Below are 16,202 nucleotides of genomic sequence, written 5' to 3' on the forward strand. Positions count from 1 at the left end.
TTATTGAATCATGGAACGCTTCCCCATCATTATCGAACTAGTAGAAACTGTGCAGCCTTGGATCTTCCGGGCCAGCGTTTATCTCTCCAATGCCTTTCTAGATGATCCGGCAATTCTGGCATTTGCTTTTTGCTAAAACAGAAAGCAGGCGCCCAAATAAAAAACCACCGCATCGGTGGTTTTTTATTTGGGGCTAAAGAATTACCTTACTTAATCATCCCTGCATTCTTGGCATCGTCCATCGCTTGAGCTGTTTTCTCTTTCATGAATGCTGGCATCTTTGCCAAAGGAACATCCACAATTACAAAGCCAGCATCCTCTAATTTCTTCTTGGTTTCAGGATCGGCATTGAGCTTTGCAAAGTAGTCAGACATCTTTTGTTGTAGCACCAGTGGAGTGGCTTTAGGAACCGCTACACCACGATACGCACCGTCCACCCAGTTCAGACCCAGCTCTTTGAACGTTGGTACATCCGGTAGAGCGGGGTTACGCTTCTCAGTCGCAATCGCCAGCGTACGCACCTTGCCTTTTTGCTGAATGGCTAATGGTAGATATCCCATGGCGCCATCCACGTGCATTCCAATCAAAGCAGTAATCAAATCACCCGTACCTTTAAAAGGAACGTAATTGATTTTGACACCAGCCAACTTATTGAGACGCTCAACAGCCATATGATTGGCCGAGAACTGGGCCGAGCCCGCTAAAGATAGCTTACCCGGCTCTTTCTTCGCTGCAGCAATAAATTCTTGATAGGTTTTGTAAGGGCTATCCGCAGAAACCATCAAAGCATCTGGAGTGAAGTGGTAATAGTAGATCGCATTAATGTCCTCAGTTTTGTACTGAATACCCTCCTGAAGAGGCTGCAAAATCGTATGGGGAATATTGACGCCCACCACTGTTGTGCCATCAGCGGGGTAGGTATTGAGGGCACTCCATACCAAGGCGCCACCAGCACCAGCGCGATTCATGACCACCATGGGCTGCTTAAATTTCTTGGCAGAGATGTCGGCTTGGTAGCGTGCTACTAAATCAGATTCACCGGCAGCAGGAAAAGGAATGATGTACTGAATGGTTCTATCAGGGAAGGGCTGGGCACTTGCTCCCGATAGTAAGCCGCAAGAAATCAAACAGGTGCCCAGTAAAACGCGAAGCAATGGAAATAGTTTCATTTAGAAATCTCCTCAATCACTGCGTTGGTGACATCACTCATCATGGCTGTGCCGCCTAAATCACGGGTATGCAACTTCGGATTGGCCGTGACTTTTTCAATCGCGGCCATGAGTTTTGCTCCGAGAGCTTTCTCGCCCAAGAAGTCGAGCATCATCACTGCAGACCAGAAAGTGCCAATTGGATTAGCGAGGCCTTTACCCATGATGTCAAATGCAGAACCGTGAATCGGTTCAAACATCGATGGATAGCGGCGTTCTGGATCAAGGTTGGCAGTTGGCGCAATACCTAAACTACCTGCTAGTGCTGCAGCCAAATCACTCAACACATCTGCATGCAAGTTGGTCGCCACAATGGTGTCTAAAGATTCTGGGCGATTCACCATGCGCGCCGTTGCCGCATCAACCAATTCTTTGTCCCAAGTAACATCTGGAAAATCTTTAGCAACGATATTGGCGATTTCATCCCACATCACCATGCCATGGCGCTGCGCATTCGATTTAGTAATAACGGTGAGATGTTTACGGGGGCGTGATTGCGCTAACTTAAAGGCAAAGCGCTGTACACGTTCCACGCCAACGCGGGTCATGATGCTCATATCAGAAGCCACTTCAATCGGATGACCTTGATGTGCTCTACCACCTACGCCAGAGTATTCGCCTTCGGAGTTCTCGCGCACGATCACCCAATCCAGTTGGCCGGGCTTGCAGTTGCGTAGCGGTGTTTCAATACCAGGAAGAATGCGAGTAGGGCGCACGTTTGCATACTGATCAAAGCCTTGGCAGATTTTGAGGCGCAAGCCCCACAAAGTAATGTGGTCCGCAATGTTGGGATCACCAGCCGAGCCAAACAAGATGGCATCTTTAGAGCGCAAAGGCTCAAGGCCATCGTCGGGCATCATAATGCCGTGCTTGCGGTAGTAATCACCACCCCAATCAAAGTGCTCAAACTCAAAAGCGACTTCAGGATGTTTTTTGCTTAAGGCGGTTAAAACCTTTTCGCACTCAGGAATTACTTCTTTGCCAATTCCGTCGCCCGGAATGGACGCTATCTTGTACGTCTTCATGTGTCTCCTACTGTTTTTATATGGGCTATTTCAGTAATAGCCTCTAGAGCCATTATGCAATCCCTTGCCCCCTAAAGGCATCAAAACAACAAAAACAGCCTCATTTTTACGGTTTTTACATGTACTGTATAAACATACAGTATATTAATGACTATGACACATCAAATGAATCCTGCCAAAGTAAGTCTTAGCCAAGAACCACAAGCCTTGGCGGGGCATTTTGCCGTCTATGAGCTCAAGCTCTTGAGTCACCGGATTTCAGCTGGATTCCCTAGTCCGGCAGCAGATTACGCCGAAGACGGCCTAGATCTGAACCATTATCTGGTCCAAAACAAGCCAGCCACCTTTATGTTCACCGTGAAGGGTGACTCGATGCTGGGTGCTGGGATTTGTGATGGTGACAAGGTAGTGGTTGACAAAGCCCTAAAACCAAAACACAAAGATATCGTGGTGGCGGTGGTTGATAGCGAATACACCATTAAGCGTTTGTATCAATTGCGTGGTCGCATTGAGCTTCAAGCGGAAAACCCCAACTATCAAGCCATCACCTTTAATGAGGGTAGTGAGTTACAAATTTGGGGAGTGGTAGTTGGGGTAGTACGCAAGTACAGTAACGCGAGTACGAGATATAGCAAAGGTACACAGTGATGAGCGCACGTTCTGAAGATTCGCTAAGCCCACTTTTTGCACTCGTTGATGTGAATAACTTCTATGTTTCTTGCGAGCGTGTGTTCCAGCCGAAGTTAGAAGAGGTGCCAATGGTGGTGCTCTCGAATAATGATGGTTGTGCAGTAGCACGTAGTGCTGAAGTCAAAGCACTGGGCGTGAAGATGGGGGCACCTTGGTTTCAGATGCAAGAGCTGGCTAAAAAGCATGGTATCAAGGCTTACTCATCCAACTACACCTTATACGGCGATATGAGTAGCCGTGTAGTGCAAGCGCTCAGAGCCTTTACGCCAAATTTAGAGGTTTACAGTATCGATGAGAGTTTTCTGCAAATTGAAACTGTCCTAAAGCAATACCAGGACACAGTTGAATTGGGTCAAAGGATTAAGCAGCAAGTAAAAGACACAACGGGCTTGCCGGTCTGCGTGGGCATTGGTGCGAGCAAGACCTTAGCGAAGCTGGCTAATCACTTAGCTAAGAAACACAAACAGTTTGCTGGAGTCTGCGATGTCAATGCCATGGCTAAACCAGAACTCTATCAATGGATGAGCGAGACTGAAGTAGGTGAAGTATGGGGTGTTGGCAGACAAATCGCTAAAAAACTCAAAGCTCAACATATTCAGAGCGTATTCGATCTCTTGCAGGCCTCGCCCCAAGCGATGCGTCAGCAATTTGGCATCGTGATGGAGCGCCTTTGCTATGAGCTACGCGGCACATCTTGTCTGCAACTCGAAGAGGTAGCGCCAGCCAAGCAACAAATTATTGCCTCACGTAGCTTTGGAAAACCAGTTACCAGTCAAGCGGAGCTTGCTGAAGCGGTTGCCACCCACGTAGCACGAGCAGCCGAAAAATTGAGAACTCAAAATAGCATTACGGGCGCGCTCACAGTATTTATTCAGACTAACCCGTTTAAACAAAACGAGCCACAGTACTACCAAAGCGTCACTATTCCGCTCGCAGATGCAACAGACAACACGCTAGCATTAACCAACGCAGCGCTGGCAGGTCTTAAGAAAATATATCAACCTCACTTTCGTTACAAGAAAGCGGGCGTCATTCTGAATCTGATTGGCGATAAGCCAAGCGTACAGCAATCCTTATTTGAGGATATCGAAAGTAAAGGAAAGTCAGCACATCTCATGAAAGCCATGGATGAGATCAACAATCGCTTTGGTAATGCAGCAATCCGATCTGCGGCTGCAGGAACAAATAGCAGTAAACAAGAGTGGCAAATGAGATCGAGCAATAAATCGCCGAACTACACCACCAAGTGGGATGAGTTACCAGTAGCTAGATAAATGTAATAAAAAACAATACACAAAGGAGAAGCAAATGGACTTACTAAATAACTTTAATGGAATCTCTCTCGCCGTGATCATGGTTCTGTCATATTGGGCGGTATTGAAAAACACCAAGCGGCATGCAGGTGAAACGAAGCAAGTATTGAACGGTACTTATCGGTAAAGTAGTAGCCAGAAAAGAGGCGGTAGGTAGAGGGGGAATAAGGAAATCACGGATTCCTTATTCCCTTGTTATTGTTCGTTCCCGACAACTGAATATCTTCGGTATCAGAGTTTTCTTGTAGCGAAATCATCTCCTACCTCTTTCACTTATTTACTCAAACTTCTACGCTGAGCTCTTCAATATGGAGGAGGGCTTGTTTTGCGAGTTTCTATTGAGTGTTCTCATAAGCAGTTGCAACTATTCAGAGTTTCATTAGACGCAAGAACTGTCCTAGTTTTGGCAATTATTTGGATGATTTGGGGAATTTTCAGGATTCTGAAGATCTGCTTTTAATATGGGGGAGGGTGGATGAGCCAAACCCCCGGCACTGGCAGAAAATGGGTTTGGCTGCTTCGTTCCCGACCTGACCAGGTTATCCAACCCACCATGCGGGGAGGCCCATCCAATTCCATTTTAGCTTGTTAGAATGTAAGACATGACAGCATTGGCATTAGCCCGTTCGTGGCGCCCCAAAACATTCTCTGAGTTGGTAGGACAAGACCATGTGGTTAAGGCCTTAACCCATGCCTTAGATCAAGGGCGCTTACATCATGCGTGGCTCTTTACGGGCACTCGTGGGGTAGGTAAGACCACAATCGCTCGCATTATGGCTAAAGCACTCAATTGCACTGGAGCCGATGGCTCAGGCAAGATGACTTCAGAGCCTTGTGGAAAATGCCCAGCTTGCCTAGAGATTGATGCTGGTCGTTTTGTTGACTATATCGAGATGGATGCTGCAAGCAATCGTGGTGTTGACGATATTGCCGCTCTCCTTGAAAAAGCAGCATATGCACCAAGCAACGCTCGCTATAAGGTATACATGATTGACGAGGTGCATATGCTCACCAATCATGCCTTCAATGCCATGCTGAAAACTCTGGAAGAGCCACCAGAGCACGTCAAATTTATTCTGGCAACCACGGATCCACAAAAGATCCCAGTCACCATTTTGTCTCGTTGCTTGCAGTTCAATCTCAAGCAAATGCCAGTACCGCTCATCGTTGAGCATTTGGAAAAAGTACTCGCCGCAGAAAAAGTTGAATATGAAGTTAATGCATTAAGAGTCCTCGCTAAAGCGGCCCAAGGTTCCATGCGTGATGCCTTATCACTTGCTGACCAGGCAATTGCTTATGCTGCTGGAAAAGTAAGCGAAGAGTCTGTGCGTGGCATGCTCGGCACATTAGATGATGCTTATCTTATTCGTATTCTGGATTGCTTAATTGCTAAAGACGGTGCAAGCCTCCTTGCTGTTGCTAACGAGATGGGTGAGCGCAGCATGTCTTTCTCATTAGCGCTGCAAGACTTATCAAGCCTCTTGCAAAAAATTGCAGCAGCGCAAGTTGTCCCAGAATCCGTATTGGATGATTGGCCAGAAGCAGGCGAGATTCGTCGCTTAGCTACGCAACTCACTAAAGAAGAAGCACAACTCTTCTACCAAATCACCATTACTAGCCGTCCTGACTTGTCACTCGCGCCAGACGAGCAGACTGGCTTCGCCATGACGCTCTTGCGTATGTTGGCTTTTCGTCCAGGCAATGGTGGAGGTAGCTCCGCCCCAACTCCATCAGCTCCGCCAGTAAATACAGTACGTCCGGCTGCTGCAACAGCTCCAGCGGCTAGAGCCCCTGCAGCTAAAACAGCGGCACCCCCTGCTAGCAAGCCTGTTGCTCCTACTCCAGCGCCTGCTGCCGCAGCTGCTCCGGTTGGCAATTCAGCAGAGCGCCCTGATTGGCATGGCTTGATGCGTCAATTACCAGTTAAAGGCTTGGTGCAACAGTTGGCATTTCAGACAGAGTTACAAGATTGGAATGATTCAGCAGCGGGTGTGCGTGCAACTATCGTTACACCAATGCCACAGCTAGCTTCCGAGGCTTCTGTTGCAAGATTGGCTGATGCACTGACTGCATATTTTGGTAAGTCAGTGAAGATCGTGATTGAAAAAGGTGAGGTGGAGGGCAAGACAGTTGCTAAGGTTGATGCCCAGATTCATCAAGAAAAAAGAATGAATGCTGAGCAAATGATTGCTGCCGACCCATTTATTCAACAATTAGAAAAAGAGTTTGGGGCTAAGGTAGTTGGCGGCTCAGTGAAGCCCCTGTAATTTAAATTCAGTAACTCATAAGTACTCAACATAAGCACTAAGGAATAAAGCGATGATGAAAGGTGGACTTGCCGGCCTCATGAAACAGGCTCAGCAGATGCAAGAGAAAATGAAAACTGCGCAAGCCGAGTTGGCTGCGCTAGAGGTGACTGGCCAAGCTGCGGGCGGCTTAGTTAAAGTCACTATCTCTGGCAAATACGAACTGAAGCGTGTGCAAATTGATCCAGGTGCGATGGATGATCGTGAGATGTTAGAAGATTTGATCGTTACTGCTTATACAGAAGCATTTAAGCAAGTAGAGGCGGCTAGTGCGCAAATGATGTCTGGTGCGACTGCTGGTATGCCAATGCCCCCTGGCTTTAAGTTACCTTTCTAATTTCATTGATTTAATTCACTTATGGCACGCATAGAGGCACCTGTTGATGCACTCGGTCGTTTGATCGAGGCATTGCGTGTGCTGCCAGGTGTTGGCCCTAAGTCTGCTCAGCGCATGGCCTTTTATCTTTTGCAACATGATCGCAATGGCGCTGCAGTACTGGCCCAATCATTGGGTGAAGCGGTAGAGACTGTCGGCCACTGCGCGCGTTGCAATACTTTTTCTGAAACGCAGATTTGTAGCACTTGCGCAGATGAGCGTCGTGATCCATCCTTACTTTGCATAGTGGAGACGCCTGCTGATCAAGTGATGGTGGAGCAGACCTTAAGTTTTAAAGGCAACTACTTCGTTCTCATGGGTCGTCTCTCGCCACTCGATGGTATGGGGCCTAATGAAATTCATTTTGATCGTTTACTCACTCGTATTGAAAATCCAGATACTGGCGTACCCATACGGGAAGTAGTATTAGCGACTAATTTCACGAGTGAAGGTGAGGCTACTGCTCATTACATTGGGGAAGTGCTTAAAGCTAAAGGTATCAAAGTCACCCGTATTGCAAGAGGCATTCCCGTAGGCGGCGAACTCGAGTATGTTGATGCGGGAACTCTGGCTAGGGCTTTAATGGATCGCCGCTAATTTGCTGGTTTCTATTGAGTTGTCATAGTCATTCATTGATGATGCGAATTCTGCCTCGGGTATTGCAAAAAGAACCATCTATGTGAAGGCAATCCTGATCTACAAGTCAATATGCTCCAGGATATTTTGGCAAGTAGAGCAGAGATGAATCTCAATAAGTTAAGTCAATTTCGTTTTGGGCAGCCTAGCTAAATATCCCTTGAGTACCCAGTAAGTTGTTTTCAGAGCATGGTGCCATCCCCTGTGCACCAAGCTCTAATTACCAATCTGTCATTCCATTGCCATAAAGACTAGGTAAATTGCTTATTTTTGGGGATAATTTGCCTGCAGCATCCTTGGTCTTCAATTTCAAGCTTGCCCGGCTTTCCCCTGTCGGTGTATTTACTTTGGCTTTGATTGAGCCGGCATCCTAATTAGAAGTTGTGAATGACCCGCAAGTTTTACTTACTCCTCCTGTTGAGCATTTTGTGTACTTCTGCATTTGCGCAAAGAGCAGGGTCAGGCGCTGACCAAATCGCGAGTTTTGCGGATGACATTTCATGGCTGCCAACAGAAGGTGAGATTTTTGGCCTGCCTGTAAACGTACACGGTCAAACAACCTATATTAATCAGCGTTACAACAATTTCACATCTTCATACTCTGGCCAAAATAGTATGAGTGAGCTGAAATCCATGAGCTATACCTGGTCTGGTACTTTGTTTTTGGGTTCTCGCTTAGCGCCAAACACAGATGTGTATTTCAATCCAGAAGTCGTTTCTGGCGTACCTTTTTCTGGCTTAGTTGGTCTAGGTGGTTTTACGAACGGCGAAGCAACAAAGGCAGGCGGCGCTCAGGCCAAGTTTTATTCTGCACGCGCATTTCTGCGTCACACTATTAATCAAGAGGGTGATAAGGTTTTGCTGGAGAATGATGCAAACCAAATTACGCAAACCGTAAGCAGCAATCGCATCGTAGTAACTGCTGGACAGTTTTCCACTTTAGATATTTTTGATGATAGTCGTTATGCTAAAGATCCTCGAGTTCAATTTATGAACTGGGGCAATATGACCTACCTTGCGTATGACTACTCTGCTGATGCACGTGGCTACAGCACTGGCTTAGCAGGTGAGTGGTATCTTGAGAATTGGGTCTTGCGCGCCTCTCGCATGCTCGCACCTAAGAACCCCAATGGTCGTGATTTGAACTGGCAAATCTTCAATACTTATGGCGATCAAGTTGAGGTTGAGCGTCAACACAATATTGCTGACTTGCCTGGAAAGCTCAGCGTACTGGCGTATCGCAACAGAATGATCTTGGCACGCTTTCAGGATGCGACCAACTATGTCAACGCAAACAATGCGCAAGGTACACAGGCAATTAATAATGTTCGCACTAACTACCAATACAAAACAGGTATTGGTATCAATGGTGAACAAGCCTTGACCAAAGATCTCGGTATCTATGGTCGCGCATTTACCTCCGATGGGCATACAGAAACCATGTCATTTACTGAGGCAGATAACTCGCTTTCAGTTGGTATGGGTCTGAATGGAACAAGTTGGAAACGGCCGAGTGACAGTATCGGAATCTCGATGATGCAAAACGGCCTCTCGAGTTTTAGAAGAGGCTATTTGCAAGCTGGTGGCGTGTCTTACTTTATTGGTGACTATGCAGGTCCTTCACAAACGATCTCGTATCGCCCAGAAAGAATTGGTGAGGTGTACTACAACGCCCTAGTGGTCAAAAATGTATTGGCGGGATTGAACTTTCAGCACATTAGTAATCCAGCCTACAACTCAGCCCGCGGCCCTGTAAATATTGTGTCTTTCAGGATCCATGCCGAGTTTTAAAGGTTTTGTAGATCATGAGCTTAATTATTATCTTTAGAATCAATAAGATAGCAATTTTCAATAATTCGACTTTTGCCTTTTGTACCCTATAATCCTTTAAACCCCCTTTAGTAGGCATTGCAAGCCATAAATGTGTACCAGGGGCTATAAAAACAGCATTTTTATTGATTTAGAGGCAGCTGCATTTGTTGATTCTCAGTACACGTAAAACGAGCGTAGTAAATCTACTCAAAAGTATTGCACTCTTTGCAATAACTGCTTTTGCTTTCTCGGTATTTGCGCAAACATCCGCTGATAACGCCCCTGCTAGCGTCACTGTGCAATCAGGCGATTCTTCTTTAGCATCGCCACCATCGATCGGCGCGCAACTGAGTGCCCAAGACCAGAGTTCAAAGGCGGCAGAATTATTTGCGCCGGTAACCAAAGCCAATACGCCTAAGATTTATACGAAGCCTGTTTCAAATGGCCCAATGGAGATGGACTTACGCCAACTGTGGAGTGAGCTCAAACTCAATAACCCACAATTGTCTTCATTGCGTGAATCTTATCTCTCTGCTAAGGCAACGGTACCTCAGATTGCAGCACCAGCAAATCCACAGGTCGGCTTGGTGTGGTCTGGTATGCCAGTCAATTCACCATTTGCATTGGGTGGTGCGAATACGCCTTCAGCAGCAAATCCCAATGGAATCAGCAGTAATAATGCAATTTCTGTAGCACAACCTTTTCAGTTTCCAGGCAAGAAAAGTCTTGCGGCAGACATTGCTGATACCAATGCAGAGGCACTCTTAGCCAGCTCTGAGTCGACTTACTTGCAATTGGGGGCACAGCTTTCTACTTTGTATTACAACGCACTGGCGGCTCAGAAGCAGTTGCAGGTTTTGAAAGAGTCTGTCATGCGCCTGGAGATGGTGAAGAATGTTGCTAAAGCACGCTACGCTAATAATGCTGCGGCTTATGTTGAATATCTCAATGCTCAGGTCGCACAAAGTGCAGCACAAGCAGATCAGTTCAATGTTGAGCGCCAATTACAAGTTGGACTGAATAACATCAATACTTTGGTAGGTCGCCACTCACGTGAGAAATTGGTGCTGCGCGGTGATGTGCGCCGCGCTATGAATAGTGTGCCCACACTAGTTGAGTTAGAGGACTACGCAGAATCAAGCCATCCCTCCTTAAAGAGCTCAGCATTGCAATTAGATGCTGCACGCAAGGGCGTTGCACTTGCAAAGAAGGCATATTTGCCAGACTTTCAGGTAATCGGGTCTTCTTACACGCCACGCGGACCATTTGCTGCTAACAATGGCGCGATGTTCTATCAGTTCGAATTAGATCTAATAATTCCCTTATATTTCTTTACTAAAGAAAAGTATGGTGTAGAGCAGGCGCAGCGTAATCAAGCGGCTGCTGAAGCAGGTAACATTTCCAATCGACAGCAAATTGTGCTGGCGGTAAACACTGCTTATGCTGCTTACGAGCAGGCTAAGACCCAAACCCAATTTTTGAGGGAGCGTCAAGTGCCCCAAGCGGATGCTGCTTATAAAGTAGGATTAATACAGTATTCCAATAATGGCCAAGGTTTTAATGATTTGTTGACAGCGCAAACCCAATTGCGTAGCTTGGAAGTTCAGTTAGCTTTGGCTGAGGCAAATTTACTGCAGGCTCAGGCGGTATTGCTCGTCTCTGCAGGTAAAGAACCTTTTTAAGGAGTTGTTTTGAAGGACAAGTTAATTAAAATTCTGAGCCGAACTTCTGAGGAGTTGAAGAAGTTAAAGGCTAAGTTTATTGCTCGAATTGAGGCCAATACGAATGAAATACATCGTTCTTATTGGGCTCTCCCACTGGAAACCCGTGCTCGACTTCGTTTGGCCATTATTTGCGCATCCATTCTGATGCTTGGTATTGTCATCGGATTATTTGTAAACGTGAATCGCCCCGTCAAGTTAGATAAAACAGTAAAGTCTGTGAGCGTTGAGGGTACGGGCGCTATGGAATTAAAGCTTCCAGGGATTCAGCTTAATCCCAGTATTTATGTTTTTCAAGATACTACTGTGGTTAAGGTTCCTGTAGAGCTTAAGGTTCCTGGGCGCTTAGCATTTAATGCTGAAAAAGCAAAAGTGCTTTCTGCAAGAGCGCCGGGTAGAGTTGAGAGGATCTATGCCTTTGATGGGGCTCCTGTAGAGGTTGGCACGCCAGTGATAGAACTTTATAGCCCTGAATTTTTGTCTGCTCAGCAGGAATACCTTTTGTCATCCAAGACCGCAAAGATCTTGGAGGTTAATAAAACAATGAGCGATCTTTTGGGTGATGCGCAAATCACGCAACAAGCTGCAGGGAATCGCATGCGCAACTTGGGTGCAAGTGAAGGCGACATTAAATCGCTTGAAAAAACTGGCAAGACCCAGACTAATCTCATCATGCGTTCACCGCTGCAGGGTGTTGTGGTGAAGCGTGCTGTTGAGCCTGGTTCGATTGTGAGTGCTGGCGACGTATTAGTCTCTCTCGCTAATCCAAAAGAACTTTGGTTCTTGGGCAATATATACGAGCAAGATATTCGCAAGATCCAAAAAGGGCAGACGATGATTCTTCGATCAGAGTCTTATCCAGACAAAGAGTTTATCGCTACAGCCAATTACATTGCGCCAGCGATTGATCCAGAAACGCATGCTTTGCTGATTCGCTGTGATGTTGAGAATACCGACGGACTTCTGCGTCCTGATATGTACGTTAGTGCACGCTTAAAGACCGCCGAAACTGAGGCAGTAGTTGTGCCTCAATCTGCCATTGTGCGTGTACGTGAAATGCGTTACGCCATTATCAAAACAGGACCCGATACTTATCGGAGATTCCTAGTAAAGGGTTATGACCTGGATGGTAAAAAGTTTGCTGTAACCGAGGGCTTGGAGCCTGGCATGAAAGTTTTAACTGATGGCGCGGTCTTATTAAACGACCGCTTTGCCAAGCAGGAGGAATAAGTGAGTTTCGTTACCTCCTTCATTCGGGGAGTTTTAGAAAAGCGCGTCATTATTCTTGCGGCTGCAGTAGTGCTATTGATTTTTGGCGCATTTAGTTTAAAGCAGTTACCAATTCAGCCATATCCTGGCGTTGCTCCGCTGACAATTCAAGCGATTTCACAGTGGCCTGGCAGGAGTACCACTGAGGTAGAGCAGCAAGTTACGATCCCTGTGGAAAATGCCTTGGCCGGTATTCCGGGGGTAAAAACTTTTCGCTCCGTATCTTTGTTTGGCTTGTCAGTTGTAACCTTAAAGTTCAACGACAATGTGGATCCATTTAAAGTCCGCCAAATTTTTTCAACCAATTTAGGTAATGTAGCTTTTCCACCAGGCGTTAGCTCCAGCGTTAGCCCTGACTCAGATGCTACTGGCGAGATCTTGCGCTATCAGGTGATTTCTGATTACGCTTCACCTACACGTTTAAAGACATTGCAAAACTATGAAATCTATAAAGAGTTAAAGCAAACTCCGGGTATTGCAGACGTTTCCTCATTTGGCGGCAAGATCCGACAGTATCAAGTCATCGTAAGCCCCGAGAGCCTGCAGTCCAAAGGGGTTACTGTTGCGCAATTAATTGAAGCGCTCTCTAGGGCGAATGACAATACTGGCGGTGGTGTTCTGCCAAGCGGTGAACAACAGTTTGTAGTACGTGGCGTTGGTCTATTGCGCAATATTGATGACATCAAACAGGTTGTCATTGCTGTGAACAAGGGTATTCCTGTTCGTATTGGTGATGTAGCTACGGTAGAAATTGGTAATGCGCCCCGCTTGGGGCTATTCCAGTTTGACAACAATCCTGATTCAGTAGAAGGAATTGTTTTTTTGCGTCGCGGTGAAAATGCTTCTGAAGTATTGGCTAGAGTGCGCGAACGAATCGATAACATTAACAGTCATATATTGCCCCCTGGCATTCAGATTAAACCTTTCTATGATCGTCAAGTACTCCTAGACATCACAGTGGGTACTGTAAAGCACACCATGTTCTTTGGTATCACGATGGTACTTGCCTTACTCTACGTTTTCTTGGGAAATTTGCGCGCTGCTGCAATTGTTGCTGCGGTGATTCCGCTCGCTCTATGTTTCTCCTTCATCATGATGTATCTCTTTAATGTGCCAGCTAACCTTATCTCTTTGGGTGCAATTGATTTTGGTGTGATTGTGGATGCGGCCGTAATCATTACAGAGAACGTCATGCGCCATCTAGAAGAAGGCGGTAAGCGTGTAAATCAAAGTATTATTTTGGCTACTAGCGAAGTCCAGCGCGCGATGGTCTATTCCACAAGCATCATTATTGTTGCGTATTCACCATTGTTCTTAATGGGCGGCGTTGAAGGCATTATCTTTAAGCCAATGGCTTTCACTATGGGTTTTGCTCTGGTAGCCTCGATTATTCTCAGTCTGACATTCCTACCTGCATCGATGTCATACGTCTTCGGTAACAATTTTAGTCATACGCCACCAAAATTTATAGGTTGGATGTTAGCTCACTACCGTCCTTTATTAAGGAAATGGATGGATCATCCACGCCATGTCATTACGGTTTCTATTTTCATTTTGGGCGTGACGCTATTGAGCGCTACCAGACTGGGAACAGCGTTCTTGCCAACCTTAGAAGAAAACAATATCTGGTTACGCGTAACACTACCAAATACAGTAGATCTTAATTACTCTATTAAGGTGGCTAATCAGTTGCGTGAAATTTTCTTAAAGCAGCCTGAGTTAGAGAAGGTTGCAGTCCAGATTGGGCGCCCCGATGATGGCACTGACTCTACGGGTGTCTTTAATCAAGAATATGGCTTGTATTTGAAATCTCCCGAAGAAATGCCAAAGGGAACAAGTAAGCATTTGCTAGTTCAGCATCTTCAGGCCGAGCTTGGAAAGATTCCTGGAATTAACTTTAGTTTTTCTCAATACATTCAAGATAACGTCAATGAGGCTTTATCTGGCGTTAAGGGCGAGAATTCAGTCAAAATCTATGGGGCAGATCTAGATGTCTTGGCAGATAAGGCGCACGATGTAGTTGCACAATTAAAGAAGGTGCGCGGTATCGAGGATGAGAACGTTCTTAAAGAATTAGGGCAACCTACCTTAAACATTCAAATTGATCGTGAGAAGTCTGCGCGCTATGGTGTGAATGTCGCAGACATTCAAACTGTTGTTGCCAATGCTATTGGTGGTGCGCCAGTAACCAACTTCCTTGAAGATGAAAAAACATTTGGGATTGCCGTGCGCTTGAACGAGGCTAGTCGAAATGATATTCCCGATGTCACCAACTTGTTAGTTGATGCACCAAATGGGCAAAAAGTACCTTTGGGAATGGTGGCCAACGTCAGGCTGACAGATGGACCTTTCTTTATCTATCGTGAATCAGGAAAGCGCTACATTGCAGTGATTTTCAGCGTACGCGGCCGAGATTTGGGTAGTGCTGTCGAAGACGCTAAGTATTTGGTTGAAAAGAATGTCAGTTTGCCAGCCAACTATATGATTTCTTGGGATGGCCAGTTCAATCAAATGAAAGCCGCTCAACAAAAGTTGATGGTCATCATTCCATTAACTTTAGTGGCAATTTTCTTGCTCTTAGTTGCTGCTCTGGGCAACTTCCGAGATGCTGTCATTGTTTTGATTAATGTTCCTTTTGCCGCCATTGGGGGAATCATTGCACTTCACTTGGGTGGTGAGACCTTGAGTATCTCCGCACTATTTGGCTTTCTCTCATTATTCGGTATCGCGATTCAGGATGGCGTAATTCTAGTCTCTTATATCAATAAGACGGTAGCTGAAGAACATGGTGCCATGAAAGATGCCATGGTAGATGGCGCTGCCTTACGTGTTCGCCCTGTCATGATGACTGCGATGTTGGCTGGCCTAGGTCTATTACCTGCAGCTCTCTCTCATGCTATTGGATCTGAAGCGCAGCGCCCATTAGCCTTGGTAATTGTCGGCGGCATGGTCACCACCACCATCTTGACGCTCTTGGTATTGCCGGTGATTTACGCAGCTATGAAATCACGCGGTAAGCATTCTCCTGGGCTGGTGTGATGTCAAGACTACCGCACATTCTGGTTTCTAACGATGATGGCTACCTCGCTCCTGGCTTATTGGCTTTGGTAAACGCCGTACGTCCACTAGGCCGCATTACCGTGATTGCGCCTGAGCAAAATCACAGTGGAGCCTCAAATTCATTAACCTTATCTCGACCGCTATCGATTCACCGAGTAGCGGGTGGCGACCGAGATGGCTACTTCTTTATCAATGGCACGCCAACGGATTGCGTGCATGTGGCCATGACTGGTTTCTTAGATGAAAAGCCTGACTTAGTAATTTCAGGCATTAACCAGGGCGAGAATATGGGCGAAGATGTGCTTTATTCTGGTACGGTTGCAGCAGCAATTGAAGGGGTGATGTTTGGTGTTCCTGGCATTGCTTTCTCGCAAATTGATCGTGGCTGGAATCGTATTGATGATGCCGCTCAAGCTGCGCATGATGTTGTGGCGCAAATGCTAGTTTCGACTCTTGCTAGAGCTGAGGGCACGGCGACACTGCTCAACGTCAATATTCCCAATCGCCCCTATGCTGATTTATACCGCTGGCGCGTGACCCGTTTGGGTAACCGCCACCACTCTCAGCCAGTGGTTGTGCAAGATAGCCCCCGTGGCGATAAGATTTATTGGATTGGTGCGGCTGGGCATGTAAAAGATAATTCTGAAGGCACTGATTTCCATGCAATTGATGAGGGTTGTATTTCAATTACCCCAATGCAATTGGATTTGAGTCATCACGCACGCTTGGCGGCGATGCGTTCTAACGGTTGGGATCGCGGTTGAAGGCTCCAACTGAAAGATTTGC

14 protein-coding genes and 1 other RNA gene are annotated in these 16,202 nt (G+C 46.3%); 12 read left to right on the forward strand and 3 right to left on the reverse strand.

Translation table 11 applies throughout. The annotated features are described in order from the left end of the window. Positions 1-10: 10 nt before the first annotated feature. On the forward strand, positions 11-136 hold the full coding sequence (locus AOC07_RS09430; RefSeq protein WP_256437852.1) for a hypothetical protein: 126 nt from the start codon (positions 11-13) through the stop codon (positions 134-136). A 70-nt stretch (positions 137-206) separates the two neighbouring features. Here the strand turns inward: AOC07_RS09430 and AOC07_RS03295 are convergent, their stop codons facing one another. Beyond that, the gene (locus AOC07_RS03295) at positions 207-1,169 is read right to left on the reverse strand and encodes a tripartite tricarboxylate transporter substrate binding protein (protein WP_215293971.1); all 963 of its coding nucleotides are present in this window, start codon (positions 1,167-1,169) and stop codon (positions 207-209) included. Continuing rightward, positions 1,166-2,233: a tartrate dehydrogenase gene (locus AOC07_RS03300; protein WP_215293972.1), complete on the reverse strand. Its 1,068-nt coding sequence runs from the start codon at positions 2,231-2,233 to the stop codon at positions 1,166-1,168. Before AOC07_RS03300 ends, AOC07_RS03295 begins: the two co-directional genes overlap by 4 nt. Before the next feature lie 147 nt (positions 2,234-2,380). Between AOC07_RS03300 and AOC07_RS03305 the strand changes: the two genes are divergently transcribed. Genes AOC07_RS03305 through AOC07_RS09435 form a run of 3 tightly spaced genes read left to right on the forward strand, consistent with a single transcriptional unit; the run spans position 2,381 to position 4,363 of the window. After that, positions 2,381-2,881 carry a LexA family transcriptional regulator gene (locus AOC07_RS03305; protein ID WP_215293973.1) on the forward strand — a complete coding sequence of 167 codons (501 nt, stop codon included), beginning with the start codon at positions 2,381-2,383 and terminating at the stop codon, positions 2,879-2,881. Beyond that, positions 2,881-4,197 (forward strand): Y-family DNA polymerase, encoded by a 1,317-nt coding sequence (locus AOC07_RS03310; protein WP_215358144.1) that lies wholly within the window; start codon positions 2,881-2,883, stop codon positions 4,195-4,197. The genes AOC07_RS03305 and AOC07_RS03310 overlap by 1 nt, the downstream gene beginning before the upstream one ends. A 34-nt stretch (positions 4,198-4,231) precedes the next feature. Beyond that, positions 4,232-4,363, forward strand: coding sequence for a hypothetical protein (locus AOC07_RS09435; RefSeq protein ID WP_256437853.1), 132 nt, complete (start codon positions 4,232-4,234; stop codon positions 4,361-4,363). 344 nt (positions 4,364-4,707) lie between these two features. Here AOC07_RS09435 and ffs read toward each other — a convergent pair. Further along, an RNA gene (gene ffs, locus AOC07_RS03315) (signal recognition particle sRNA small type) lies at positions 4,708-4,806 on the reverse strand. Positions 4,807-4,838: 32 nt separating this feature from the next. Here ffs and dnaX point away from each other — a divergent pair. The 8 genes from dnaX to surE all read left to right on the forward strand — a co-directional run bounded on the left by dnaX (position 4,839) and on the right by surE (position 16,180). Then, entirely contained in the window at positions 4,839-6,503 is a 1,665-nt protein-coding gene (gene dnaX / locus AOC07_RS03320) for a DNA polymerase III subunit gamma/tau (RefSeq protein ID WP_215358145.1), read from the forward strand. A gap of 52 nt (positions 6,504-6,555) precedes the next feature. Then, positions 6,556-6,879 (forward strand): YbaB/EbfC family nucleoid-associated protein, encoded by a 324-nt coding sequence (locus AOC07_RS03325; RefSeq protein ID WP_072582156.1) that lies wholly within the window; start codon positions 6,556-6,558, stop codon positions 6,877-6,879. A gap of 21 nt (positions 6,880-6,900) precedes the next feature. Next, entirely contained in the window at positions 6,901-7,515 is a 615-nt protein-coding gene (recR, locus tag AOC07_RS03330) for a recombination mediator RecR (protein WP_215293976.1), read from the forward strand. Between the two features lie 426 nt (positions 7,516-7,941). Beyond that, entirely contained in the window at positions 7,942-9,345 is a 1,404-nt protein-coding gene (locus AOC07_RS03335; protein WP_215358146.1) for a carbohydrate porin, read from the forward strand. A gap of 185 nt (positions 9,346-9,530) precedes the next feature. Continuing rightward, positions 9,531-11,048 carry a TolC family protein gene (locus tag AOC07_RS03340; protein WP_215358147.1) on the forward strand — a complete coding sequence of 506 codons (1,518 nt, stop codon included), beginning with the start codon at positions 9,531-9,533 and terminating at the stop codon, positions 11,046-11,048. Positions 11,049-11,057: 9 nt separating this feature from the next. Then, a complete protein-coding gene (locus AOC07_RS03345) occupies positions 11,058-12,317 on the forward strand; it encodes an efflux RND transporter periplasmic adaptor subunit (protein ID WP_215358148.1) in 1,260 nt (419 codons plus the stop codon). Further along, on the forward strand, positions 12,318-15,395 hold the full coding sequence (locus tag AOC07_RS03350) for an efflux RND transporter permease subunit (RefSeq protein WP_215293980.1): 3,078 nt from the start codon (positions 12,318-12,320) through the stop codon (positions 15,393-15,395). Then, positions 15,395-16,180 (forward strand): 5'/3'-nucleotidase SurE, encoded by a 786-nt coding sequence (gene surE, locus AOC07_RS03355; protein ID WP_215358149.1) that lies wholly within the window; start codon positions 15,395-15,397, stop codon positions 16,178-16,180. Before AOC07_RS03350 ends, surE begins: the two co-directional genes overlap by 1 nt. Positions 16,181-16,202: the final 22 nt, after the last annotated feature.

This window comes from Polynucleobacter sp. UB-Raua-W9 (assembly GCF_018687435.1).
Taxonomy (GTDB): Bacteria; Pseudomonadota; Gammaproteobacteria; order Burkholderiales; family Burkholderiaceae; genus Polynucleobacter.